21 protein-coding genes are annotated in these 23,316 nt (G+C 64.9%); 7 read left to right on the top strand and 14 right to left on the bottom strand.

All coding sequences use genetic code 11. The features are described 5' to 3' along the window. Nucleotides 1–329: 329 nt before the first annotated feature. On the bottom strand, nt 330–3,290 hold the full coding sequence (gene ppdK / locus JJC00_RS11335; RefSeq protein WP_200472639.1) for a pyruvate, phosphate dikinase: 2,961 nt from the start codon (nt 3,288–3,290) through the stop codon (nt 330–332). A gap of 96 nt (nt 3,291–3,386) precedes the next feature. Beyond that, entirely contained in the window at nt 3,387–3,542 is a 156-nt protein-coding gene (locus tag JJC00_RS11330) for a DUF3096 domain-containing protein (protein WP_084291949.1), read from the bottom strand. Nucleotides 3,543–3,772: 230 nt separating this feature from the next. Between JJC00_RS11330 and JJC00_RS11325 the strand changes: the two genes are divergently transcribed. After that, nucleotides 3,773–4,126 (top strand): DUF1236 domain-containing protein, encoded by a 354-nt coding sequence (locus JJC00_RS11325; protein WP_200472638.1) that lies wholly within the window; start codon nt 3,773–3,775, stop codon nt 4,124–4,126. A 120-nt stretch (nt 4,127–4,246) separates the two neighbouring features. Here the strand turns inward: JJC00_RS11325 and glyS are convergent, their stop codons facing one another. The 6 genes from glyS to JJC00_RS11295 form a co-directional block, all read right to left on the bottom strand. Beyond that, on the bottom strand, nt 4,247–6,355 hold the full coding sequence (glyS, locus tag JJC00_RS11320) for a glycine--tRNA ligase subunit beta (RefSeq protein WP_200472637.1): 2,109 nt from the start codon (nt 6,353–6,355) through the stop codon (nt 4,247–4,249). After that, nucleotides 6,355–7,290: a glycine--tRNA ligase subunit alpha gene (locus JJC00_RS11315; protein WP_200472636.1), complete on the bottom strand. Its 936-nt coding sequence runs from the start codon at nt 7,288–7,290 to the stop codon at nt 6,355–6,357. The genes glyS and JJC00_RS11315 overlap by 1 nt, the downstream gene beginning before the upstream one ends. 216 nt (nt 7,291–7,506) lie before the next feature. Continuing rightward, on the bottom strand, nt 7,507–7,698 hold the full coding sequence (locus JJC00_RS11310; protein WP_008131462.1) for a hypothetical protein: 192 nt from the start codon (nt 7,696–7,698) through the stop codon (nt 7,507–7,509). A gap of 105 nt (nt 7,699–7,803) precedes the next feature. Continuing rightward, nucleotides 7,804–8,712: a S49 family peptidase gene (locus JJC00_RS11305; RefSeq protein WP_200472635.1), complete on the bottom strand. Its 909-nt coding sequence runs from the start codon at nt 8,710–8,712 to the stop codon at nt 7,804–7,806. 216 nt (nt 8,713–8,928) lie between these two features. Further along, nucleotides 8,929–9,696 carry a tRNA1(Val) (adenine(37)-N6)-methyltransferase gene (locus JJC00_RS11300; protein WP_200472634.1) on the bottom strand — a complete coding sequence of 256 codons (768 nt, stop codon included), beginning with the start codon at nt 9,694–9,696 and terminating at the stop codon, nt 8,929–8,931. Then, entirely contained in the window at nt 9,689–9,916 is a 228-nt protein-coding gene (locus JJC00_RS11295) for a DUF2007 domain-containing protein (protein WP_027529147.1), read from the bottom strand. Before JJC00_RS11295 ends, JJC00_RS11300 begins: the two co-directional genes overlap by 8 nt. A 130-nt stretch (nt 9,917–10,046) precedes the next feature. Here JJC00_RS11295 and JJC00_RS11290 point away from each other — a divergent pair, with 130 nt between their 5' ends. The 5 genes from JJC00_RS11290 to JJC00_RS11270 all read left to right on the top strand — a co-directional run bounded on the left by JJC00_RS11290 (nt 10,047) and on the right by JJC00_RS11270 (nt 14,652). Next, complete coding sequence (locus JJC00_RS11290) at nt 10,047–11,054, top strand: polyprenyl synthetase family protein (protein WP_200472633.1); 1,008 nt, start codon at nt 10,047–10,049, stop codon at nt 11,052–11,054. 261 nt (nt 11,055–11,315) lie between these two features. Then, nucleotides 11,316–11,831: a winged helix-turn-helix transcriptional regulator gene (locus JJC00_RS11285; protein ID WP_200472632.1), complete on the top strand. Its 516-nt coding sequence runs from the start codon at nt 11,316–11,318 to the stop codon at nt 11,829–11,831. Nucleotide 11,832: 1 nt separating this feature from the next. Then, nucleotides 11,833–13,095, top strand: coding sequence for a beta-ketoacyl-ACP synthase II (gene fabF, locus JJC00_RS11280; protein WP_200472631.1), 1,263 nt, complete (start codon nt 11,833–11,835; stop codon nt 13,093–13,095). A 43-nt stretch (nt 13,096–13,138) separates the two neighbouring features. After that, the gene (locus tag JJC00_RS11275) at nt 13,139–13,771 is read left to right on the top strand and encodes a LysE family translocator (protein ID WP_200472630.1); all 633 of its coding nucleotides are present in this window, start codon (nt 13,139–13,141) and stop codon (nt 13,769–13,771) included. Nucleotides 13,772–13,776: 5 nt separating this feature from the next. Further along, nucleotides 13,777–14,652 carry an alpha/beta fold hydrolase gene (locus tag JJC00_RS11270; RefSeq protein WP_200472629.1) on the top strand — a complete coding sequence of 292 codons (876 nt, stop codon included), beginning with the start codon at nt 13,777–13,779 and terminating at the stop codon, nt 14,650–14,652. Nucleotides 14,653–14,761: 109 nt separating this feature from the next. On the opposite strand, the gene JJC00_RS11265 is transcribed toward JJC00_RS11270, so the two are convergent. The 3 genes from JJC00_RS11265 to JJC00_RS11255 form a co-directional block, all read right to left on the bottom strand. After that, nucleotides 14,762–15,646: a 4-(cytidine 5'-diphospho)-2-C-methyl-D-erythritol kinase gene (locus JJC00_RS11265; RefSeq protein WP_200472628.1), complete on the bottom strand. Its 885-nt coding sequence runs from the start codon at nt 15,644–15,646 to the stop codon at nt 14,762–14,764. Nucleotides 15,647–15,672: 26 nt separating this feature from the next. Beyond that, nucleotides 15,673–17,469, bottom strand: a complete 1,797-nt coding sequence (locus JJC00_RS11260) for a tetratricopeptide repeat protein (RefSeq protein WP_200472627.1) — start codon at nt 17,467–17,469, stop codon at nt 15,673–15,675. Between the two features lie 285 nt (nt 17,470–17,754). Further along, the gene (locus JJC00_RS11255) at nt 17,755–19,416 is read right to left on the bottom strand and encodes an electron transfer flavoprotein-ubiquinone oxidoreductase (RefSeq protein ID WP_200472626.1); all 1,662 of its coding nucleotides are present in this window, start codon (nt 19,414–19,416) and stop codon (nt 17,755–17,757) included. 136 nt (nt 19,417–19,552) lie between these two features. Between JJC00_RS11255 and JJC00_RS11250 the strand changes: the two genes are divergently transcribed. Beyond that, entirely contained in the window at nt 19,553–20,359 is an 807-nt protein-coding gene (locus JJC00_RS11250; RefSeq protein ID WP_200472625.1) for a uracil-DNA glycosylase, read from the top strand. A 28-nt stretch (nt 20,360–20,387) separates the two neighbouring features. On the opposite strand, the gene JJC00_RS11245 is transcribed toward JJC00_RS11250, so the two are convergent. From JJC00_RS11245 to JJC00_RS11235, 3 genes are all read right to left on the bottom strand, one after another. Next, a complete protein-coding gene (locus tag JJC00_RS11245) occupies nt 20,388–21,896 on the bottom strand; it encodes a glycosyltransferase family 39 protein (protein ID WP_200472624.1) in 1,509 nt (502 codons plus the stop codon). A 98-nt stretch (nt 21,897–21,994) separates the two neighbouring features. Then, nucleotides 21,995–22,783, bottom strand: a complete 789-nt coding sequence (locus JJC00_RS11240; RefSeq protein WP_200472623.1) for a ribonuclease HII — start codon at nt 22,781–22,783, stop codon at nt 21,995–21,997. 72 nt (nt 22,784–22,855) lie between these two features. Continuing rightward, nucleotides 22,856–23,311, bottom strand: a complete 456-nt coding sequence (locus JJC00_RS11235; protein WP_200472622.1) for a VOC family protein — start codon at nt 23,309–23,311, stop codon at nt 22,856–22,858. Between the last annotated feature and the right edge of the window lie 5 nt (nt 23,312–23,316).

Below are 23,316 nucleotides of genomic sequence, written 5' to 3'. Positions count from 1 at the left end.
CAACCGACACACTCAAGCGATGTCAGGTGTTTTCACGGGGCAATGCTGCGCGTTGGTAAATGCGGCCCCACTTGAAGCGGTAAACATCTGGTCAACGCGAATGGTGAAGGAACTCTTGCTGATATTTCTTGCGCGCACGTATCATTACAGGACGCGTGCGGTTCCGCCCTCCGTCATTGCGAGCGAAGCGAAGCAATCCAGAGTCTCTCCGCGGCGACAGTCTGGATTGCTTCGCTTCGCTCGCAATGACGGCGTGGATGGGAGTGTAGCGTAAGACAAAAGAGGCGGGGACTGGCCCCGCCTCTCTCAACTCAATCGTGCTCTTCGCCTTACGCCTGGCTCGCAACCACCTTGCCGAGCGCAGCTTGCGCCGCTGCGAGGCGCGCGATCGGCACGCGGTACGGAGAGCACGAGACGTAGTCGAGGCCGACATTGTGGCAGAACGCGACGGAGGCCGGATCGCCGCCGTGCTCGCCGCAGATGCCCATCTTGAGCGAGGGGCGGGTCTTGCGGCCGCGCGTGACGCCGATCTTGACGAGCTCGCCGACGCCTTCCTGGTCGAGCGAGATGAAGGGATCGATCGAAAGGATGCCCTTCGCCACGTAGGGACCGAGGAAGCTCGCGGCATCGTCGCGGCTGATGCCGTAGGTGGTCTGCGTCAGGTCGTTGGTGCCGAACGAGAAGAACTCGGCACTCTCGGCGATCTCCTCGGCGAGCAGGCAGGCGCGCGGCAGCTCGATCATGGTGCCGACCTGATAGGCGAGCTTGGTGTTGGTATCGCGCATCACCGCCTTCGCGGTGGCGTCGATGCGCGCCTTGACGAGGTCGAGCTCGGCCTTGGTCGCGATCAGCGGCACCATGACCTCGAGGCCGACGGCCTTGCCGGTGCGCTTCTCGGCTTCGACCGCCGCCTCGAAAATCGCGCGAGCCTGCATCTCGGCGATTTCAGGATAGGCGATCGCGATACGGCAGCCGCGGAAGCCGAGCATCGGATTGAACTCCGACAGCTCGCGCGCGCGGTCGGCCAGGCGCCGCGGATCGGTGTTCATGGCGCGCGCCACTTCCTCGACCTCGGCATGGGTGTGCGGCAGGAACTCGTGCAGCGGCGGGTCGAGCAGACGGATCGTGACGGGCAGGCCCTTCATGATCTCGAACAGCTCGACGAAGTCGGCGCGTTGCATCGGCAGCAGTTTTGCAAGCGCCGCACGGCGCGACTGCTCGTCCTCGGAGAGGATCATCTCGCGCACCGTGCGGATGCGCGTCTCCTCGAAGAACATGTGCTCGGTGCGGCAGAGGCCGATGCCTTCGGCGCCGAACTTGATCGCGGTGCGGGCGTCATCCGGCGTATCGCCGTTGACGCGGACGCCGATCTTGCGGACCTGGTCGGCCCAGTTCATCAGCGTGCCGAACTCGCCGGAAAGCTCCGGCTCGATCATCGGCATGCGGCCGGCCAGCACCTGGCCGAGCGAGCCGTCGATGGTGATGACATCGCCCGCCTTGAAGGTGCGCGAGCCGATGCTCATGGTGCCGCGGCCGTAATCGACGCGGATGGTGCCGCAGCCGGAGACGCAGGGCTTGCCCATGCCGCGCGCGACCACGGCGGCGTGCGAGGTCATGCCGCCACGGGTGGTCAAGATGCCTTCGGCGGCGTGCATGCCGTGGATGTCTTCGGGGCTGGTCTCGATGCGGACCAGGATGACCTTGCGTCCGTCACCCTGGAGCTTGGCCGCTTCGTCCGACGAGAACACGATCTCGCCGGAGGCCGCACCTGGCGACGCCGGCAGGCCGGTCGCGATCACGTCGCGCTTGGCGTCGGGATCGATGGTCGGATGCAGCAGCTGGTCGAGCGAGGCGGGATCGATCCGCATCACCGCTTCCTTCTTGGTGATCAGCCCCTCATTGGCGAGCTCGACTGCGATACGCAGCGCCGCCTTCGCCGTGCGCTTGCCGCCACGGGTCTGCAGCATCCACAGCTTGCCCTGCTCGACCGTGAACTCCATGTCCTGCATGTCGCGGTAGTGCTTCTCGAGCAGCGTGTAGATCCGCGTCAGCTCCTTGAAGGCTTCCGGCATCGCCGATTCCATCGACGCCTTGTCGGAGCCCGACTCCTTGCGCGCATCCTCGGTGATGTCCTGCGGCGTGCGGATGCCGGCCACCACATCCTCGCCCTGCGCGTTGATCAGGAACTCGCCGTAGAGCTTGCTCTCGCCGGTCGAGGGGTTGCGCGTGAACGCAACGCCGGTCGCCGAGGTCTCGCCCATGTTGCCGAACACCATGGCCTGCACGTTGACCGCGGTGCCCCAAGATTCTGGAATGTCGTGCAGCTTGCGGTAGGTCACCGCGCGCGCATTCATCCAGGATGAAAACACCGCGCCGAGCGCGCCCCAGAGCTGGTCATGCGGATCCTGCGGGAAATCCTTGCCGGTTTCGCGCGCGACCGCGTCCTTGTACTTGCCGACCAAATCGACCCAGTCCTCGGCGGTGAGGTCGGTGTCGAGCGTGTAGCCCTGACTGTCCTTGAAGGTGTCGAGGATTTCCTCGAAGTGATGATGCTCGAAGCCGAGCACCACGTCGGAATACATGGTGATGAACCGGCGATAGCTGTCATAGGCGAAGCGACGGTCGCCCGACAGTTCCGACAGCGCTTCCACGGTCTCGTCGTTGAGGCCGAGATTGAGCACGGTGTCCATCATGCCCGGCATCGAGGCACGCGCGCCGGAGCGCACGGAGACGAGCAGCGGGTTCTTGGTGTCGCCAAACACCTTGCCGGTCAACTTGCCGACATAGTCCAGCGCCTTCTCAACCTGCGACTGCAATTCCTTCGGATAGGATTTGCCGTGGGCGTAGAAATAGGTGCAAACCGAGGCCGGGATGGTGAAGCCCGGGGGCACCGGCAGGCCGAGATTGGCCATCTCGGCAAGGTTGGCGCCCTTGCCGCCGAGCAGGTCGCGCATCTCCGAGCGGCCCTCGGCTTTGCCGTCGCCGAACGTGTAGACCCACTTGCCCGCCTTGACCGCGGCCGGCGCTGCTTTGGCAGGCGCAGCCTTCGCAGCGACCTTGGCGGCAACCTTCGGCGCAGCCGGCTTGGTCGCAGCCTTCGCCGCCGGCTTGGTCGCAGGTTTCGCAACCGGCTTGGCAGCGGCCTTCGCCGCAGGCTTTGCAGCGGCCTTGGCAACCGGCTTCGGGGCGCTCTTGGGGAGCGCCTTGCGGGCCGCCGGCATGGTCTTCGCCTTGGCGGAGGGCTTTGATTTCGCTGCAGTTTTAGAAGGCTTCGAGGCGGCTTTGGCCATAGCTTGCACACAACCTGCGAGAGGAATGGGAAATCGCGCGCCTTACACCACTTTGGGCAGGCCCGCGCAAGTCGAAGAGTTCCGGAAAATGAAGGCCTAGAGATGGAGCCACTTCAATAAACCGAGCCCGATCGCACCATTGATGATGAGAAAGATCGCAACGATCAGGTTGAGAAGGCGCGGCATGATCAGGATGAGCACACCCGCAATCAGCGACAGGATCGGCGAAATGTGGGCGATGGTGAGGTGCATGAACTATCTTTCCAGGCTTGGGTAGCTTGAGGCGAATCGCGGGCGGATCATAGCGGACCGGGTTCCGCGGGTAGAGACGCTCAAGGGACGAATGAGTTCCCGGCTTCGCGAAAACTGCCCGAAATTGCCGCGTATGCGGCAGCTCTTTTCCGGAACATCGCGCGCGCCGCAGCATTGGCAACCGGTCGCGCCACTGGCGCTTGCCGAAAAACTTGTCGAAGGAGTTTTCCATGCGGAACAGGATTCTCGCCCTTGCAGCGCTCGCGGCCGCGATCGGCTCGCCCGTCGCAGCGCAGGCGCAAACCGGGATCACGGTGGGACGCGCGCCAGCCGTGGTCGATAGCGGCCCGACCATTGCGGTCGAGCAGCGGCCGGCCTTCCGCGACTATGTCGTCGAACAACGTGTGCCGGCCTTCAGCATTCCGGATCGCGTCGTGGTCGGTGCCACCTTACCTGAAACCGGCATCACCTATTATGACGTGCCGCAACGTTTCGGCGCCACGACCTATCGCTACACCGTCGTGAACGGTGAGACCGTGCTGGTCGAGCCGCGCTCGCGGCGCATCGTCGAGGTGCTGAACTAGCGCTTTTAGGGATCAACTAGATGTCCGGCGCGTCACATCAATCAGGCTGACGCGCATCGCGTAGTCGGACATCAGGCCCCGCCCGGTCTTCCCCCCGCCGGGTGGGGCTTTTTTGCAAGATCAATCCTGGATTTTCGAGAAGTCCGCCACCGCACGCGTGGCGCTGCGGATCTCGTTGAGCAGTTTCAGGCGGTTCTCGCGCACCTTGGCATCGTCGTCGTTGACGCGCACCTTGTCGAAGAATGCATCGACCGGCGGCCGCAGCTTCGCCATCGCGCTCATGGCGGCAACATAGTCATCCCGTAACACAGCGTCACGTGCCTGAGGCACTATCTCATCGATCGCCGCCGCAAGCTCCCTTTCTTCGCCCAACGCGTAGAGACCTGGATCGGGATCATCGTGATAGATCTTGCCGTCCTTCTTTTCCTCGATACGCAAGATATTCTCAGCGCGCTTCGTACCGGCGAGAAGATTCTTACCGTCGCTCGTCTCGAGAAACTGTCCCAATGCTTCAACTCGACGAACGACAGACAGAAGCCCAACCTCGCGTCCGCCCAAGTCGATAACAGCAGCGACCAAATCGTGCCGAGCCCCGTCTTCGCGAAGTTGGACGGTTAAACGATCCTCGAAGAACACCCGGAAGGAATCACCAATATCCGAGATATCCGCATCGGATAGGGTCGGCCGTATTTCTTTAATGTGCTTTTCAAGGAAATGACGCGGATAGAAATCAAATCCACGATCAAGTGCAATTCTAATCACGCCAAGTGCCGCTCGACGCAACGCGTACGGGTCTTTGCTCCCTGTCGGCTTCTCATCAATCGCCCAGAACCCGACCAACGTATCAACTTTATCCGCAAGCGCGACCGCAACGCTCACCGGATCGGTCGGCACGCGATCCGTGGGCCCTTGCGGCTTGTAGTGCTCCTCGCACGCGGCAGCAACCGACGCGTCCTCGCCTTGGGCCAAGGCGTAATACTTGCCCATGAGCCCCTGTAGTTCCGGGAATTCGCCAACGACCTCCGTCAGCAGGTCCGCTTTGGCCAGATGTGCAGCGCGCTTCGCTTTAGCGGCGTCGGCTCCCACCAATGTCGCCGTGTACTCGGCTAGCCGCTCGATACGACTAATGCGCGCAGCCTGTGTGCCCAGTTTCGCATGAAACACAATCTGCTCGAACTTCGGCAGCCGATCCTCGAGCTTGGTCTTCAGGTCGGTCTCGTAGAAGAACTTTGCGTCCGACAGGCGTGGACGGATCACGCGCTCGTTGCCGGCGACGATGACCTTGCCGCCGTCGGCCGCCTCGATATTGGCGGTGAGGACAAACTTGTTGGTCAGCTTCCCGGTTCTGGGATCCTTGACCACAAAGCACTTCTGGTTGTTGCGGATGGTGGCGCGGATGACCTCGTCCGGGATCGCGAGATACTCTTCTTCGAACGATCCCATCATGACAACAGGCCATTCGACGAGGCCCGAGACCTCGTCCAGCAACGCCTGATCCTCGACCAGTTCGAACCCTTGCGCGAAGGTCAGCTCCTTGGCGTCGGCGAAGATGATGTCCTTGCGCGCCTGCGGGTCGAGGATGACTTTGGCAGCCTTCAGCTTCGCCTCGTAGTCCTCGAAGCGACGCACGTTGATGGCGCTAGGCGCCATGAAGCGATGGCCGTAGGTGGTTTGGCCCGTCTCGATGCCGTCGACCGCGAACTTCACGACATCAGGCTCTTCGGTCTCGAGACCGAACGTCGCGGTGATCGCGTGCAGCGGACGCACCCAGCTCAGCGAGCCGGGCTTGCCGGAGCGCGCGCCCCAGCGCATCGATTTCGGCCAGGGGAAGGTGCGGATAATGACGGGCAGGATTTCCGCAAGCACGTCGATCGCGTCGCGGCCAGCCTTCTCGATCAGCGCGATATAGAAGTCGCCCTTGGGGTCGCGCTGGATCTTGGCCTCGTCCAGCGACTTCAAGCCGGTCGCTTTCAAAAAGCCCTGCACGGCCGCATCGGGCCCGCCGACTTTCGGTCCGCGGCGTTCGGTCTTGAGATCGGGTTGGCGCGCAGGGATTCCATGCACGGTGAGCGCAAGGCGGCGCGGCGTCGCAAAGGCTTTTGCGCCGTCATAGACGAGGCCTTCGGCGACGAGCTTGTCGGTGACCAGACGGCGCAGATCGTCGGCCGCCTTGGCCTGCATGCGTGCAGGGATTTCTTCCGAGAACAGTTCAAGCAAAAGATCGGGCATCAGGCCGCTCCGCCCGCTTCAGTATGGATCCAGGCCTCGCCGCAGGCCTTTGCCAGCTCGCGCACGCGAAGAATGTAGCTCTGCCGCTCGGTCACGGAGATCACGCCGCGCGCGTCGAGCAGATTGAAGACATGGCTCGCCTTGATGCACTGGTCATAGGCGGGCAGCGCCATCAGGTGCTCTTTGCGATTGCCTTCGCGCCAGCCTGACTCGAGGTATTTCCGGCACGCGGCTTCTGCCATCCTGAACTGCTCGAACAGCATCGCGGTATCGGCAATTTCAAAGTTATGCCGCGAATATTCCCGCTCGGCCTGCAGGAAGACGTCGCCATAGGTGACCTTGGCATCGCCTTCGCGGCCGTTGAAGTTGAGGTCGTAGACGCGATCGACGCCCTGCACATACATCGCGAGGCGCTCGAGCCCATAGGTGAGCTCGCCCGCGACCGGCGCGCATTCAAAGCCCGCGACCTGCTGAAAATAGGTGAACTGGCTGACTTCCATGCCGTCGCACCAGCACTCCCATCCCAGGCCCCAGGCGCCCAGCGTCGGGCTCTCCCAATCGTCCTCGACGAAGCGGATGTCATGCACGGCGGAATCGATGCCGATCGCGGCGAGCGACTTCAGGTACAGCTCCTGAAGGTTCGGCGGCGACGGCTTCATGATCACCTGGAATTGGTAGTAGTGCTGCATCCGGTTCGGATTCTCGCCGTAGCGGCCGTCCTTGGGCCGGCGCGAGGGCTGCACATAGGCCGCGTTCCAGGGCTTCGGCCCGAGCGCGCGCAAAGTGGTGGCCGGATGGAAGGTACCCGCGCCCATCTCCATGTCGTAGGGCTGCAAAATCACGCAGCCCTGCTCGGCCCAGAACTTCTGGAGCGCGAGGATAAAGCCCTGGAACGAGCGTTCCGGGCGCATATGGGCGGGCAATGAGGCGTCCATCGTCAGATCAGGCTCTCGCGGGGGGTTTTGAATCGCGCGGGACCGTATCGACGGCGGGGGTGGGAATCAAGGCAAAGGGGGCGACTTCGGGCTCAACGACTGCCGTAGGGTGGGCAAGGGCGCACTTGCGCCGTGCCCACCATCTTTCCAAAATTGCGATTGGCGGTGGGCACGCTTCGCTTTGCCCACCCTACGGCACCTTGCGCGCAGCGAGAGCTAACCCGGCCGGTACGCTCCGGTCACGGGGTCGCGCTTGAGCGTCTGGATATTCCCCATATGGGCGGCTTCGGCGACACGCGACAGGCGCATTTCTTCCAGCTCCTGGTTGATCCGGACAGCGGTCTTGTAGGCCCAGCGGACCACGGCAAGCCCGCCCAGGACGCCCGCGAAAGCGACGAACGGCGGCATTTGACGATCCTTGTTGAGTGCTCAGCCCCCACGCGCATTCTTGCGCAGACCGGGCCGCGCCGCAATTGGTTCGGCCCGGACCAAATGGCGCGGGAGTGGCTCCGCCTAGAACCCGAATTTCGCCCAAATCGCCCGCGTTTCAACCGCCGAGATCAGCTCGTCCGGCAGGCCGGCCATTGATTCCATGGCCGAAAGCTGGCCGGCGCCTGGCGATTTCCGCCCCAACAGGCCGGACAGCAGACCGGACGGCTGCGCAATCACAGGGGTGAGAACCTTCTCGCCGTAGCGGGCACGAAGAGTTGAGCGGATATCGCCGATGCCGTCGGCGAGCCCCAGCGCGATCGAACTCTCGCCGGCCCAGTACTCGCCGGTGAACAGGGTGTCGTCGGCGCCCTTGAGCCGCGCGCCGCGGCTTTCCTTCACCAGCGCGATGAAGATCTGGTGGATCTCACGCTGAAGCGCCATCAGCTTGGCGACGTCGTCGGGATTCTCGGGCAGGAACGGATCGAGCATCGCCTTGTGGGCGCCGGCCGTGTAGAGCCGCCGCTCGATGCCGAGCCGCTTGATCGCCTCCTGGAAGCCGAAGGTGCCGCCGACCACGCCGATCGAGCCGAGGATCGAGGACGGATCGCAGAAGATCTCGTCGCCGGCACAGGCGATCATGTAGCCGCCGGAGGCCGCGACGTCCTCGACGAACACCAAAACCTTCAACTTCTTCTCCGCCGCAAGCTGCTTGATGCGCAGATAGATCTGGCGCGACTGTACCGGCGAGCCGCCCGGCGAATTGATCACCAGCGCCACCGCCTTGGCATTGCGGACCGAAAACGCCCGCTCCAGCACGCGGGCGACGCCCGAGAGCGTCATGCCTGGACGCAGCGGCGTCACCGCGCCGATGACGCCCGAGAGCCGCACCACCGGCACCACCGCCGTGCCCGGGCGGAAGCGCGCCGGCAGATATTGCAGCAGCTTGTCGGCCAGGCCGGAATTTTCGCGATCGTTCAATTGTTCGGCCATGCCGTTACCTCTGATTAACCATTTCTTATCACGCGACTGTCATTGGAAGTGCCTGGAACGTGTTTTGCAGATTCCTTGTTGGGAAGCTGCAATGAAGCAGCGGAGGAAATGCCATGAAGATCTATCTGCTGTTGATGCTGATCGGCGCGCTTTTCACGGCTATCCGCTTTACGTCCCCGCAGGAACAGCAGTCGGAATCGCTTCCGCAGTAAGTCGTCACGACTCCGCCAGCGGCAAGACCGCCCTCCCTTCCAGAATATTCCTCACCTTTTTTTTAGGCACGCGTGACTCATCATTGAGCATGAGTCCCGGCAGCAATCGCGTCGGGGCCCGTCCGCCTTTGATCGCGCGGACCAGCACGCGGATCGCAGGCCTTCCCGCTTCGCCATGAACCGGCAGGACCGACAGGCTGCCGAAGCCGCGTGACAACGCTGCCAGAACCTCCGCGATCCCATCCGCGCGCCAGATCAGGGTCAGCACACCGTTCGATCGGAGAATGCGCCGCGCTGCATGCACCCAGGCATGCAGCGTCGCCTCGGTCGCGACATGAGCGGTGCGGCGCGCCTGGTCCGGCGAGCCACGGTGGCGCGTGGAATCGTTGAAGGGCGGGTTCATCAACACGCAGTCGGCGCTGCCGGGCATGAGCCCATGTGCCGCAAAAGCCTGCGCATCCGCCGTGACATCGAGCACAATCACCTCCGCGGCAATCGCATTCGCGGCCGCATTGGTGCGCGCGAGCCCGGCCAGCTCCGGATCGATCTCGACGAGGCAAAGATCGACCCCGGCCACGCGCCGGGCCAGCGCCAGCCCGGCCGTGCCGACACCAGTGCCGAGATCGACCACACGGTCGCCTGCGCGGGCATCTGTCGCGGCCGCAAGCAGGATGGCATCGTGTCCGGCGCGGTGGCCGGAGCGCTTCTGCTTGAGCAGCAGCTGGCCGCCGAGAAAGGCGTCCTCGGTGAGATCTGTGACGACGTCAATCATCGCCACGCAGTTCGTGGCTGAGCCCGGCCTCGGTCAGCAATTGCCGGGCCTCGATGGCGTCGTCCTCATGGACCAGGATCCGCCGCGGCAGGACGCCGAGCGAACCTTCGATGATGCTCATGTTCTGGTCCAGCACCAGATGATGGATGTTGGCGCCGTCGAGCAGCGCGCCGATCGCCGACACCAGCACGATATCGTTGGTCCGAACCAGTTCACGCAAACGAGCCTCCTGCCTGAAAGGGGTCAAAGCGGCAAATGTCAATGGTTCCACAGGCCTTGCCGCATCCCCGTCCAGTTTCTATTGTCTTTCCATCAGAATAGCCCTTCCAGGGCAAATATTGGAGACCGGCGTGGCCGTCATCGTACCTTTCGAAACTCCCGGCGCGTCGATCGAAGAGCTGGTTGCCCTTGTCGCCGGTGACATGGAGCGCGTCAACGCCACGATCCTGTCGCGGACCGGGTCCGACGTGACCATGATCCCGGAGGTGGCCAACCATCTGATCTCCTCGGGCGGCAAGCGGCTGCGGCCGATGCTGACGCTCGCCATGGCCAACCTGGCCGGCTACAGCGGCGACGGCCACATCAAGTTAGCTGCCAGCGTCGAGTTCATGCACACCGCGACCCTGCTCCACGACGACGTCGTCGACGAGAGCGAGATGCGGCGCGGCAAGCTGTCGGCGCGCATGCTCTGGGGCAATGAGGCCAGTGTGCTCGTCGGCGACTTCCTGCTCGGGCAAGCCTTCCGCATGATGGTCGAAGTCGGCTCGCTGCGCGCGCTCGATATCCTTTCCGCGGCCGCTGCCACCATCGCCGAGGGCGAGGTGATGCAGCTTGCCGCCGCCAAGAACACCGCCACCACCGAGGACGAATATCTTGCCGTGATCCGCGGCAAGACCGCCGAGCTGTTCGCAGCCGCCTGCGAGGTCGGGCCCGTGATCGCCAACCGCCCGAAGGCCGAGCAGACGGCCTGCCGCTCGGTCGGCATGAATCTCGGCATCGCCTTCCAGCTCGTCGACGACGTGCTCGACTATGGCGGCAAGAGCGCAAAGCTCGGCAAGAATACCGGCGACGACTTTCGCGAGGGCAAGATCACGCTTCCCGTCGTGCTCGCCTTCCGCCGTGGCAACGACACCGAGCGCGCCTTCTGGATCAAGGCGCTCGAGCGCGGCGAGATCGGCGCCGGCGATCTCGATCACGCCCTTGGGCTGATGAACAAGCACCGCGCGCTCGAGGACACGCTGAGCCGTGCCCAGCACTACGGAGCCATGGCGGTCGACGCGCTGGCGCTGTTCCCGTCCTCGCCAATGAAGAGCGCGCTGGAGCAGGTGGTGGCGTTCTGTCTGGCACGGTCGCATTAGGCGATCGCCTGACGCGCTTTCTGATTCCCCACTGCGGTTAGCCCCGTCATCGTTCGAGGCTCGCTCCCTCACCCCTCAAGGTGACGGCGATCGATGTGCGCACGCTGCCCCCTCATCGTCATTGCGAGCGGAGCGAAGCAATCCAGTCTGTCCCCGCGGCAAGATTCTGGATTGCTTCGCTCCGCTCGCAATGACGGAGTGTGTCCCCCTGGCCGTCGCCAGTGACTTGCATTTTGCAAGTCGTTCACCTACCTTCCCGCCATGCAGCCCAAATCCCCCTCGATCCTGGAATGCCCGGTCGGCCGCGCCGTGGAGACGGTTGGCGAGTGGTGGAGCATTTTGATCCTGCGGGATGCGTTTCAGGGCTCGACGCGGTTTGACGAGTTCGAGCGCAATCTCGGCATCGCGCCGAACATCCTGTCGCGGCGTCTCGCCCATCTCACCAAGACCGGCATGTTTGTCCGCCGCCGCTATCACGAGCGGCCGCCGCGTTACGAATATGTACTGACGGACAAGGCGCGGGATTTCTTCCCCGTGATCGCCACGCTGCTCGCCTGGGGCAACAAGCATCTCGCCTCAAAAGGCGAATCCATCCTGCTGGCGAACCGGGACGATCGGCGGCCGCTCGATCCGGTCGTGGTCGACGCCGCCGATATGCAACCGATCACGCTCGCAAATGCGGTGGTGATCGCAGGCCCCGGCGCGAGCCGCCTGATGCGGCGGCGGCTCACTTCGCTCAAAGCCATGAACCCGGCGGTCGCGCCGGCAGGAGACTGACATGCGTCGTATCGTCGTGACAGGAATGGGCGCGGTGTCGCCGCTCGGCTGTGGTGTCGAATTGTCCTGGCGCCGGCTGCTCGCGGGTCAAAGCGGGCTGCGACCGCTGCCCGAATGGTCGCAGGCGCTGCCGGCGCGCATCGCGGGTCTCGTGCCCGACAAGGCCGACGATGCCGATGGCGGCTTCGATCCGGCAGCGGCGGCAGCGCCAAAGGATCAGCGCAAGATGGACCGCTTCATCCTGTTTGCACTGCTCGCCACAGCAGAAGCAGTCGCGCAGGCCAAATGGACGCCGCAGGATGCGGCATCGCTGGAGCGGACTGCGACGATCATCGCCTCGGGCATCGGCGGCTTCCCGGCCATGGCGGAGGCCGTGCGCATCACCGAGCAGCGCGGCCCGCGTCGGCTGTCACCATTCACGGTCCCCTCGTTTCTCGCCAATCTCGCCGCCGGCCACGTCTCGATCAAATACGGTTACAAGGGCGCGCTGGGCACGCCGGTCACGGCGTGTGCCGCCGGCGTACAGGCGATCGGCGACGCCGCGCGCATGATCCACGCGGGCGAGGTCGATGTCGCGATCTGCGGCGGCGCGGAGGCCTGCATCGATATCGTCAGTCTCGGCGGCTTCGCGGCAGCGCGCGCGCTGTCGAGCGGATTCAACGACGAGCCCGCGCGCGCCTCGCGCCCGTTCGATCGCGACCGCGACGGTTTTGTCATGGGCGAAGGCGCCGGCATTCTGGTGATCGAGGAGCTCGAACATGCGCTCGCGCGCGGCGCCACGCCGATCGCCGAGATTGTCGGATATGGCACCACCGCGGACGCCTATCACATGACGTCGGGTCCGCCCGATGGCGACGGCGCCCGCCGCGCGATGGAGATCGCGCTGCGGCAGGCGAAGCTTGCGCCGGCAGATCTGCAGCACCTCAACGCGCATGCGACCTCGACGCCGGCCGGCGACGAGAGCGAGCTCGGCGCCATCGCTGCGCTGTTTGGCCGCAACAATTCTATCGCGGTGAGCGCAACCAAATCCGCCACGGGCCATTTGCTCGGCGCCGCCGGCGGGCTCGAGGCAATCTTCACTGTACTCGCTTTGCGCGACCAGATCGCGCCGCCGACGCTCAATTTCGAAAACCCCGACGCGAGCGCTGATGGCATCGACATCGTCTCAGGCAGCGCGCGGCCTATGCCAGTGCAGCATGCAATCTCCAACGGCTTCGGCTTCGGCGGGGTGAATGCCAGCGCGATCTTCCGCCGGATCGGCTAGCGAGAGGACTTGCAATCACGCCGGGCATCGTTACCAAAGCAGGATGACCGACACGAATTTCTGGCTGTTCCTCGCCGCCGCTCTTGTCATCGCCGCCATTCCCGGCCCCGGCATCTTCTATGTCGCGGCGCGAACCTTGTCGGAAGGGCGCGCCAGCGGCTTTGCCTCGACCGCCGGTACGGCGCTGGGCGGACTGGTTCATGTGGTCGCGGGCAGTCTCGGCATCTCCGCGATCATCCTCGCCAGCGCCGAATTGTTCGCCGTCGTGAAGTTCATCGGCGCGCTCTATCTGGTCTGGCTCGGCATCAAGACCTTTCGCAGCGCCGGCCGAACCCTGTCGCTCAAGAGCGAGCCCGTCGGCGACAAGCGCGCGTTCCGTGACGGCATGCTGGTCGAGGCGCTGAACCCGAAGACCGCGGCGTTCTTCCTCGCCTTCATTCCACAATTTCTCGATCCCACGGGAGCGAGCCCCACGCTGCAATTCATCGTGCTCGGCGCCATTTCGGTAACGCTGAACACGCTGGCCGATGTCGTGGTGGTGCTGATGGCGTCCGCGACACGCACGCAGCTCATCGGGCGCCCGCAACTGATGCGTCGCCTCACCCAAGGCTCCGGCGTCTTCATCGCCGGTCTCGGCCTGTCGCTCGCGCTGGCGCGGCGACCGGTGAACGGGTAGCCACGATGCTCGCCCCGCAAAGTCGCCACTACGAGTCCCATGGCCTGCGGCTGCACTATGCCGATTGGGGCAACGAGGACGCGCCGCCTCTCATCCTGGTCCATGGCGGCCGCGATCATTGCCGGAGCTGGGATGCCATCGCCCGCTCGTTGCAGCCGCACTTCCATGTGATCGCGCCCGATCTGCGTGGCCATGGCGATTCCGACTGGACCAGGGGCGGCAGCTACGCGCTGACGGAATATGTCTACGATCTCGCCCAGCTCGTCCGCAGCATCGCAGCGCCTCAAGTGACGCTCATCGGCCATTCGATGGGCGGAATGGTGAGCCTGATCTTTTCAGGATCGTTCCCCGAGCTGGTTTCCAAGCTCATCGTGCTCGACGGTGTGACAATGTTGCCGGATTCACCAAAACCGCCGACGCATGAGCGCATCAGCAAATGGGTCGCACAGCTCGACAGATTGCACGACCGCACGCCGCGCCGCTATGCGACCCTCGAGGACGCGGCCGCGCAGATGGTGCTTCACAACAAGCGCCTCGCCCGCGATCTCGCGCTGCACCTTGCCACGCACGGCGCGCGCCGGAACGAGGATGGCACCTACAGCTGGAAGTTCGATCCCTATCAGCGCGCCTCCGCGCCGCACCGGCTCTGGCCGGACGACCACGTCGCGCTATGGTCGCGCATCGCTTGCCCGACGCTGCTGCTCAATGCCGGCGAAAGCTTTCTTGCCGGCGCTCGGTCGGCGGGACTGGAGCGCTATTTCCGAGAGGCGCGCATCGAGACCATCGCCGGTGCCGGGCACTGGCTGCAGCATGACAAGCCGGAGGAGGTGCTGGGTGAGATCCGGCAATTTCTGGGGCTTGCAGAGGATGGCGCGGGTTAGCCGCACGGCTCGGCTTTATCCTCGTCATTGCGAGCGGAGCGAAGCAATCCAGACTGCCAACGCGGAGGGATTCTGGATTGCTTCGCTGCGCTCGCAATGACGAATAGGCCTAGCTCAACGTCCCCGCATGCACCCACCAGCCGGGATGATCCCTGCGGATATTCTCCGCGGCAGCGTGCGCCTCCGCGGCCGCGCCATAGATCGCAAAGCACGTCGCGCCCGAGCCGGACATCCGCGCCAGCTTGACACCGGCAGAGTTACGCAAGACCTCCAGCACGTCACCGATGACAGGCTCGATGCGCAGCGCAGGGGCTTCGAGATCATTGGCGACGGTTTCGAGAACATCGACCCAATCGGCAATCGACGCGCCCTGCTCCGGCCAGGCCGGTGCTTCAAGCACATCGGTCGCGCCGACCAGCAATTCGCCGTTGCGCAGGCCCAACTCCCTGAACACGTCCTTGGTCGCAACCGGCACGCGTGGATTGACCATCACGCAGGGCATGCTTGGCAACGCCAGCGGCAGCAACTGCTCGCCAACGCCGGTCATGTCGCAGGCGCGCGAGAACAGGCACACCGGCACGTCGGCGCCGGTCGCGAGCGCGACCTCCTGGAGCCGGGGATCATCGAGCGACAAATTGTTGAGGCCCGCGAGAAGACGCAGCGCCGCCGCGGCATCGGCCGAACCGCCGCCGATACCGGCTGCGACCGGCAAGACCTTGTCGAGCGCGAAGGCGCCGAGCTTCAAATTCGGCACCGCGTCGGCCAACAATTTTGCGGCCTTGAACACGAGATTGTCCGATGTCTCGCCGCAGGCCGCGGCAAGCGGCCCCGTGGTCGCAAGCCTGAGCTCGCCACCCGGTTCCAGCGTGAGCCGATCAGCACAATCGGCAAACGCCACCACGCTTTCGAGATCATGATAGCCGTCGGCGCGACGGCCGACCACGCGAAGGCTCAGATTGACCTTCGCGCGCCCTTCTTCAACCAACGCCGGCATCGGCGATATGCCCCCAGTGACTCGGATCAACCGCCCTTGCCGTCGTCCTTCTTCTTGTCCGCCTGCGCGGCCGAAGAGTTCGAATTGTCATCGGTCATGCCGTTGGCGATCTTGGCCTCTATCTTCGGCAGATCGTCCGGCTCGGGCTTGAGATCGCGCGCATGCGCCCACTGGAATTTTGCCTCCAGCGTGCGGCCGACGCGCCAGTAGGCGTCGCCGAGATGGTCGTTAATGGTGGGATCCTCAGGCTTGAGGTCGATCGCGCGCTCGAGGTTCTTCACCGCCTCTTCGTAATTGCCGATGCGGTAATAGGCCCAGCCGAGGGAATCGACGATGTAGCCGTCGTCGGGCCGCTGCTCGACGGCACGCTTGATCATCTTCATGCCTTCGTCGAGGTTCACGCCCTGGTCGATCCAGGAATAGCCGAGATAGTTGAGGACATGCGGCTGGTCGGGCTGCAGCTCGAGCGCCTTCTTCATGTCGGCTTCGGCCTTGCCCCACTCTTTGGTGCGCTCCTCGCAGATGCCGCGGTAGTAGTACCAGACGCTGTTGGCCTTGTCGTTGCCGGCCGGCAGCACGTCGATGCCCCGCGAATAGGTCGCGCCGCAGTCGCCGAACTTCTTGCGGCCGCGCTCGAGATTGCCAAGTGCCATGATGGCTTCGAGATCCTTGGAGTCCTCGGCGGTCACGCCCTTGAGGATCTTGATCGCCTCGTCGGTGCGGTCGGCGGAATCAAGGTCAATAGCGAGCTGGATCTGCGCGTTGCGCTTCAGGGGCGAGGACGACGGCACGCGCTCATAGATCTTGATCGCCATCTGCGGCCGCTTCACCGATTCATAGAGGTCGGCGAGCGAAAGCAAGGCCAGCGGATGCGTGGGCTGGAGATAGAGCGCGAGTTGGAGATAGACCAGCGCGAGATCCTCACCGCCGCGGCGGGTCAGGGTGGCGCCGATGCCGTAGAGCGCCTCGGCCGCACCGGCCTGCGCGGAATCGACCAGCGACGGCATCTTCTTGCCGGCCTTGGTCTCACGCAGCCCTTCCACGATCAGCGGATGGCGGGCGAGCTTCTTGTCGAAGGCCTCATAGATCGCGGTCGCCGAGGCGGCGTCCTTGTTGCGCGACAGCCAGCGCGCATAGGCCTCGCTGACGCGCAGCATGGAATCGTCGAGCTTGTAGGCGCGCTCGAAGCGGGTGCCCGCATCCTTCTCCTTGCCGGCGTTCTCGAGGATCATGCCGGCGTGCAGGTCCTTGAACAGCGGATACCATTCCGGGCCCGCCAGCTTGTCGATGGTCGCGACCGCGCCCTTGGCATCACCCGCACCGTAGGCGGCCCAGCCGGACAGCAGCGTCGCGACGAGATCGGTGATCGGCCCGCGAATCGACTGGTTGATGTTGCTCTGCGCGCTCGGATATTTTTTCAGCTTGAGATCATGCACGCCGACCACGAGGCGCGCGACGCGATTGGTCTTGTCGATGGCGAGGATGCGTTCGGCGAGCTTGACCGCTTCCTCGATGTCGCCATCGCCGACCGAGGAGATGAAGGCGCGGTCGAGCAGCTCGTTGTTCTTGGGGTCGGTCCGCAGCGCGGAGCGGTAGAAGGCGGCGGCCGAGGTCGCGTCGCGCTCGACGCTGGCGTGGCGGGCGGCGAGATAGCTGCCGGCGGTGGTGAGTGCCTTCAGATCGTTTCGGGTCGGAAACTGCGCGGCCGTATCGGCCGGATGATCCGGCGTCTGCGCCAGCACCGCGCCAGGGACCGCCACGATCGCGGAGCCGGCAAGGGCGATGGCAGCAGCAGTCCAGCGGTTGAAACGATTTGAAAACATCAGGGCTCGCCTTGAGTTGGTAGTGCCTGGGTTTGGAGCAAAAGGCCGTCTCGCACGCGAACGCGGCCGGCGACATCGGGACCCGGAACCGTCGGGTCGGGACAATGCCGCTTTTGGCGCTTGACCGCAAGGATTCGCACCGCGCGGTCCCCTCCGCACGCCCCAAATCGGCAGTCAGCGCCCCAAGACGCTGCTACTATGGCCTTATCGTGGCCGCGGCGGGCGGCCACGGCCGGATCCTCACGCGAACGTGCGCCAGATCACGCTTTGTGACCCAGCGCGCCGTTACATCGCCTCGTAGTTCGGGCCGCCGCCGCCTTCCGGAGGAACCCAGGTGATGTTGCCGTTGGGGTCCTTCACGTCGCAGGTTTTGCAGTGGACGCAGTTCTGGGCGTTGATCTGGTAGCGCGGGCTGCCGCCCTCCTCGACCCACTCATACACGCCGGCCGGACAATAGCGATTCGACGGCCCGGCGAAGACGTCATGCTCGGACATCTTCTGGAGGTTCATGTCGGCCACCCTGAGATGGACCGGCTGGTCCTCCTCATGGTTGGTGTTGGACAGGAACACCGAGGACAGCTTGTCGAAGGTGATCTTGCCGTCCGGCTTCGGATAGTTCTTCGGCGCGTGTTGCTTGGCCGGATCGAGCGTGGCGCGGTCGGGCTTGGCATGCGACTGCGTGCCGAACAGCGAGGCGCCGAACAGCGTGTTGAACCACATGTCGAAGCCGCCGAGCGCGACGCCGAGCAGGGTGCCGAACTTCGACCACAGCGGCTTGACGTTTCGGACCAGGAACAGATCCTTGCCGACCGATGACGAACGCCAGGCGTTCTCGTAGTCGATGATCTCGTCATTGGCCCGATCGGCCGCGAGCGCGGCGGCGACATGCTCGGCAGCCAACATGCCGGTGCCCATCGCATTGTGGACGCCCTTGATACGCGGCACGTTGACGAAGCCGGCCGCACAACCGACCAGCGCGCCCCCGGGGAAAGTCAGCTTCGGCACCGACTGGTAGCCGCCTTCGGTGATGGCGCGCGCGCCGTAAGCCAACCGCTTGGCACCTTCGAAGGTGCCGCGGATCGACGGATGGGTCTTGAAGCGCTGGAATTCGTCGAACGGCGACAGATACGGATCGTCGTAGTTCAAATGCACGACGAAGCCGACGGCGACGAGATTGTCGTCGTAATGATAGAGGAACGAACCACCGCCGGTCTTCAGGTCGAGCGGCCAGCCGAACGAATGCTGGATCATGCCCTTCTGGTGCTTGGCGGGATCGATCTGCCAGACTTCCTTGAGGCCGATGCCGAACTTCGCCGGCTCGCTTTTGGCATCGAGCGCGAATTTGTTGATGAGCTGCTTGGTCAGGCTGCCGCGTGCGCCCTCGGCGAACAGCGTGTACTTGCCGAGCAACTCCATGCCACGGGTGAAGGAGTCCTTCGGCTTGCCGTCGCGACCGACGCCCATGTCGCCGGTGGCGATGCCCTTCACCGCGCCTTGCTCGTCAAAGAGCACTTCGGTGGCGGCAAAGCCCGGATAGATCTCGACGCCGAGCGCCTCAGCCTTGCGCGCCAGCCAGCGGCAGACGTTCCCGAGCGAGCCGATATAGCAGTGATGGTTGTCCATCAGCGGCGGCATGATGAAGTTCGGCAGCTTGATCGCGCTGCCGGTCGTCATCCAGTAGAAGCGGTCATCCTTGACCTCAGTCTTCAACGGGCAATCGGAATCTTCGCGCCAGTCCGGGATCAGCTTGTCGAGCCCGGCCGGATCGATCACGGCGCCGGAGAGAATGTGCGCACCGACCTCGGAGCCCTTCTCCACCACGACGACGTTGAGATCGGCATTGATCTGCTTCAGCCGGATCGCCGCGGCCAGGCCCGAGGGGCCGGCGCCGACGATGACGACGTCGAATTCCATGGATTCGCGCGGGGGAAGTTCTTCGGTGCTCATCTGATCTCAGCCCTTGAGACGGTTCCTCGTCATTTGCGCCCTCTTGTTTCCGATTTTTCCGGGTAGGACAACCACGGAAATGCGTTCCGCTGGGATGCAAGGCGCCTTAAGATGAACTAATAGTCTGACTTTCCAAATGATCCCCGAGCCCGCACCCACCGTCCGAGAGCTTCTCGCCTTCTATCTGGAGGCTGGAGTCGATTGCGCGCTCTCGGAGGAACCGGTCGACCGCCTGGCGGAATTAGACGCCCCGCCGCCGGCCCCGCGCGCGGCGCCGGTCGAAACACCGCAACCAGTCGCCGCGCCTGCAGTGCTGCGCGGCGAGGCCGCACCGGCGCCGGACGTCGCCATTGCCTCGGCGCGCGAGGCCGCGCGCACAGCGCCGACGCTGGAGGCGCTCCGCGAACTGATGCAAGACTTCGAAGGCTGCGCGCTAAAACACACCGCAACGCAGCTGGTGTTCGCCGACGGCAATCCGCAGGCGCGCATCATGTTCGTCGGCGAGGCGCCGGGCCGCGACGAGGACATCGAGGGGCTGCCCTTCGTCGGACGCAGCGGCAAGCTGCTCGATTTGATGATAGGCGCCATAGGCCTCAGCCGCACCACGGCCTACATCACCAACGTCATTCCCTGGCGGCCGCCCGGCAACCGCACGCCGACGCCGCAGGAGACGCAGATTTGCCTGCCCTTCATCCAACGCCATATCGAGCTGGTGAACCCCGATGTGCTGGTGACGCTCGGCAATCCCTCGACGCAGACGCTGCTGTCGACCCGCGACGGCATCATGCGCACCCGTGGGCGCTGGTTCGACTACGACACAGGCGGGCGCACCATCCGCGCGCTGCCGACCTTCCACCCGGCCTATCTCTTGCGCTCGCCGTCCTACAAGCGCCTGGCCTGGCAGGATCTGCGCGCGATCGCGAAGGCGCTGGCGGGGGCGTGAGGGGGGAACGCTCCCTCCCGCGAGCAGCTCACGACCCCTTCGGCCGCACGATGGCCCAGCCGACGCGCAACAATCCCTGACGGCCATTGACCAGCCATTCGAAGGCGCGCGGCACTTCCGGCACGATGCCGGGGAAGCGCGCCAGGATTTCGGGCGGCGGGGTGCCGGCGGTATCTGAGGCGCGCCAGACCACGACGCCGCCGGTCTCGCTGAATTTTGCCTGTGACATCCACGGCGTGCGGGCGGGCGAAGCGTCGATGAAGAGATGCGGCCGGCCGGAGTGCAGGGTGATCAGGCTCGCAAGCTGGGTTTCACCTGCGACCGCGCGCAGACGATGGTTGGTGCGGCGGGCAAAGCTGTCGTCGAAAAAGTCCGAGATCGCGCGCGCCGGCATCGATGTCGCGATCTCGCCGGTGCCGCTCCAGGGCAGGAACAGCACGGCCAGCACGACGCCAATGGCGGGCGCCACGATGGCGGCGATCCAGACCGTGCGCAGCATGCGCGCGCGGCGCATGGCGATGAGATCGCCGGCCACCACGACCATGGCAAGGCCCGACATCACCAGCACCACGCCGGCGCCACCGACGACGGCATCGAGCCCGAACAGTCCGGAGATCAGGACCGCACCGAGCGCCGGCGCGAGCGCAAAGAAATAGACGAAGCTGCGCGCAAGCGGCTCGACCGGCGGCCGGTAGATGATCGGCGCCTCCTCGCTCTTGCCGGCGAACACGGGTGTGTTGAGGAAGCTCAGCACAGGGACGGCCACCGCGCCGAGCACGAGCCCGCCGAGCAGCCAGACCGCGTGCAGCGCGCGGGCGCTGAGGTCGGCAATTTGCGGCAGGGCCGGCAGCACAAGGGTTTCGGCGCGCATCAGCCAGACGGCATAGGGCAGCGCCAGCACGGCGACGACGACGAGCGCGAACAGCGGATCGAGCGCAAGCAACGTCCGGCGGCCGCCGGCGGTCGAGAGCGCGAAGATGACGAGCAATGCGAGCAGGAAGATCGCGGCGGGCGTGGTCAACAGCAGCAAGCCGGCTTCGATCGACCAGGCGAACCAGGCATTGCCGCGGCGCTGGCCGATGATCTGCCAGGAATGCAGCAGCAACAGCGCCCACAACGGCCGCGCCAGCACCAGCGGACCGAAATCGAGCGCCGACGAGGAGAAGGCCAGCACCGTCATGGTCAGGAGCACGGCGAGCACCGCCTGCTGGGTGCCGACGACGGCGCGGGCGAGATGATAGAGCGCGATGAAGGTCGCGATCTCGCAGAGCTCGGCCAGTACGTAGACGCCGAACATGTGGCCGCCCACGGCGCGGTAGGCGATATCGGCGAGCCAGATCGACAGAGGCGGGCCGAGATCAGTGCCGACCTGGTATTCCCTGCCGAAGGCCAGCAGGGTCGCGAGGCCGCCGGGCGGGCTGCGGTAGAACAGCAGCGCCACCAGCAGCCACATCGCGGCCTGAAGCAGCACGGCAATCCAGACGATCAGCCGCGGCCGGGCGCGAATGAGCTCGATGACCAGGGAGGTAAACCGCATGCAACGTCCGCAAGATGCAGCCAACCCGTCCAGCCGGCCCTATTCGCTCACCCTGTTTTGATAAAGCGCGCCACGCGTCGTGGCAACGACAGTCTGCGCTAGAGGCTCGCTGACGTATCGATGTCCACGGTCGCGTCCGTCTGCACCTCAACCTCGGCGACCGAGAACAGGTCCTGCACCGTCTCGACGGTCCAGGGCATGTGCTTGGCGCGGACGGCCGCGACGGGGGCGAAGAAGCTGCGATGGTGGATGGTGGGGCCGAGGCGGTCGAGCGCGTCGAGATGCTCAGGCACGCTATAGCCCTTGTGCTGCTCGAAGCCGTAGCCCGGGCAATCCTGCGCCAGCGCGCACATCAACCGATCGCGCGTTACCTTGGCGACGATCGAGGCCGCCGCGATCGACAGCACGATGCCGTCGCCGCCGATCACGGCCTCGCAGTCGCACGCCGTATCGAGCCGGTCGCGGCCGTCGACGAAGACGTGCTTCGGTGGCTCGGGCAACGCAATCACCGCACGCTTCAGCGCCCAGAGCGAGGCACGCAGGATGTTGTCGCGGTCGATCCGGGCGCGTGAGGCGACGACGACCGAGACCTGCGCGGTGGCGCAGATCTTGTCGAACAGCTTTTCGCGCTCTTCCGCCGTCAGCCGCTTGGAATCGTCGATACCGCGCGGGATGCGGTCGGGGTCGAGAATCACCGCGGCCGCCACCACCGGACCGGCGAGCGGCCCGCGGCCGGCCTCGTCGCAGCCGGCGACCGGCCAGACGCCGCGCTTGATCAGCGCACGCTCGCGACGGAAGCTTGGCGGCTTCGCAGGCGTGGCCTTTGTGGCAGCGTCCTTCTCTGGCGCGTCCGTGGCTGGCTTCTTGGCAGACTTGTCCCGAATCATGGCCGGGATCGTGCGCAAGCAGATCGGCCAGCGCAACCGGGAACCCTCGCAATTCCCGCTATTCAGACATCCCTACTCCGCTAGATGGACCCGCCGATCATCGCCGACCTCGATGCCGGGCGCGACGACGACCTCCCAGGGATGGCCGTCGGGATCGGCAAAATAGCGGGAATAGCCGCCGTAATCGGTTTCATGCGCGGGTTTCAGCAGGGCGGCGCCCTTGCCGAGCGCAAACGCCAGCACTGCGTCGACCTCCTCGCGCGTCGCGCAGTTCCATGCCAGCGTGACACCGCGGAAAGTCGATGGCCTTGGCTGATCCGGCAGCTTGGCGTCGGCCGCGAGCTGGTCCCAGGGAAACAACCCGAGCACCGGACCGCCGGTGTCGAAGAACGCAACGGCTTCGCCGGTCGCCCTCAGCCGGCGCGAAAAGCCAAGCGCGTCGTAAAAGGCGATGCTGGCGCGGATGTCACGCACGCCAAGGGTGATGACGGTGAGCCGCGGTATCGGAGCCGGCAGTTCCTTACTCATCACAC

The organism is Bradyrhizobium diazoefficiens (genome assembly GCF_016616885.1).
In the GTDB taxonomy this organism is placed as follows: Bacteria; Pseudomonadota; Alphaproteobacteria; order Rhizobiales; family Xanthobacteraceae; genus Bradyrhizobium; species Bradyrhizobium diazoefficiens_F.
This window is presented reverse-complemented; position numbering and strand designations above follow the sequence as displayed.

Bases quoted from the DNA above. Each gene is read 5' to 3' on its own strand.
- JJC00_RS11300 (WP_200472634.1), bottom strand. From the start codon at position 9,696: ATGATTGACGTCGTCACAGATCTCACCGAGGACGCCTTTCTCGGCGGC.
- fabF (WP_200472631.1), top strand. From the start codon at position 11,833: ATGCGTCGTATCGTCGTGACAGGAATGGGCGCGGTGTCGCCGCTCGGC.
- JJC00_RS11235 (WP_200472622.1), bottom strand. From the start codon at position 23,311: ATGAGTAAGGAACTGCCGGCTCCGATACCGCGGCTCACCGTCATCACC.
- ppdK (WP_200472639.1), bottom strand. From the start codon at position 3,290: ATGGCCAAAGCCGCCTCGAAGCCTTCTAAAACTGCAGCGAAATCAAAG.
- JJC00_RS11245 (WP_200472624.1), bottom strand. From the start codon at position 21,896: ATGCGGTTTACCTCCCTGGTCATCGAGCTCATTCGCGCCCGGCCGCGG.
- JJC00_RS11240 (WP_200472623.1), bottom strand. From the start codon at position 22,783: ATGATTCGGGACAAGTCTGCCAAGAAGCCAGCCACGGACGCGCCAGAG.
- JJC00_RS11285 (WP_200472632.1), top strand. From the start codon at position 11,316: ATGCAGCCCAAATCCCCCTCGATCCTGGAATGCCCGGTCGGCCGCGCC.
- JJC00_RS11250 (WP_200472625.1), top strand. From the start codon at position 19,553: ATGATCCCCGAGCCCGCACCCACCGTCCGAGAGCTTCTCGCCTTCTAT.
- JJC00_RS11315 (WP_200472636.1), bottom strand. From the start codon at position 7,290: ATGGACGCCTCATTGCCCGCCCATATGCGCCCGGAACGCTCGTTCCAG.
- JJC00_RS11270 (WP_200472629.1), top strand. From the start codon at position 13,777: ATGCTCGCCCCGCAAAGTCGCCACTACGAGTCCCATGGCCTGCGGCTG.
- JJC00_RS11265 (WP_200472628.1), bottom strand. From the start codon at position 15,646: ATGCCGGCGTTGGTTGAAGAAGGGCGCGCGAAGGTCAATCTGAGCCTT.
- JJC00_RS11310 (WP_008131462.1), bottom strand. From the start codon at position 7,698: ATGCCGCCGTTCGTCGCTTTCGCGGGCGTCCTGGGCGGGCTTGCCGTG.
- JJC00_RS11255 (WP_200472626.1), bottom strand. From the start codon at position 19,416: ATGAGCACCGAAGAACTTCCCCCGCGCGAATCCATGGAATTCGACGTC.
- JJC00_RS11305 (WP_200472635.1), bottom strand. From the start codon at position 8,712: ATGGCCGAACAATTGAACGATCGCGAAAATTCCGGCCTGGCCGACAAG.
- JJC00_RS11325 (WP_200472638.1), top strand. From the start codon at position 3,773: ATGCGGAACAGGATTCTCGCCCTTGCAGCGCTCGCGGCCGCGATCGGC.
- JJC00_RS11330 (WP_084291949.1), bottom strand. From the start codon at position 3,542: ATGCACCTCACCATCGCCCACATTTCGCCGATCCTGTCGCTGATTGCG.
- JJC00_RS11275 (WP_200472630.1), top strand. From the start codon at position 13,139: ATGACCGACACGAATTTCTGGCTGTTCCTCGCCGCCGCTCTTGTCATC.
- JJC00_RS11260 (WP_200472627.1), bottom strand. From the start codon at position 17,469: ATGTTTTCAAATCGTTTCAACCGCTGGACTGCTGCTGCCATCGCCCTT.
- glyS (WP_200472637.1), bottom strand. From the start codon at position 6,355: ATGCCCGATCTTTTGCTTGAACTGTTCTCGGAAGAAATCCCTGCACGC.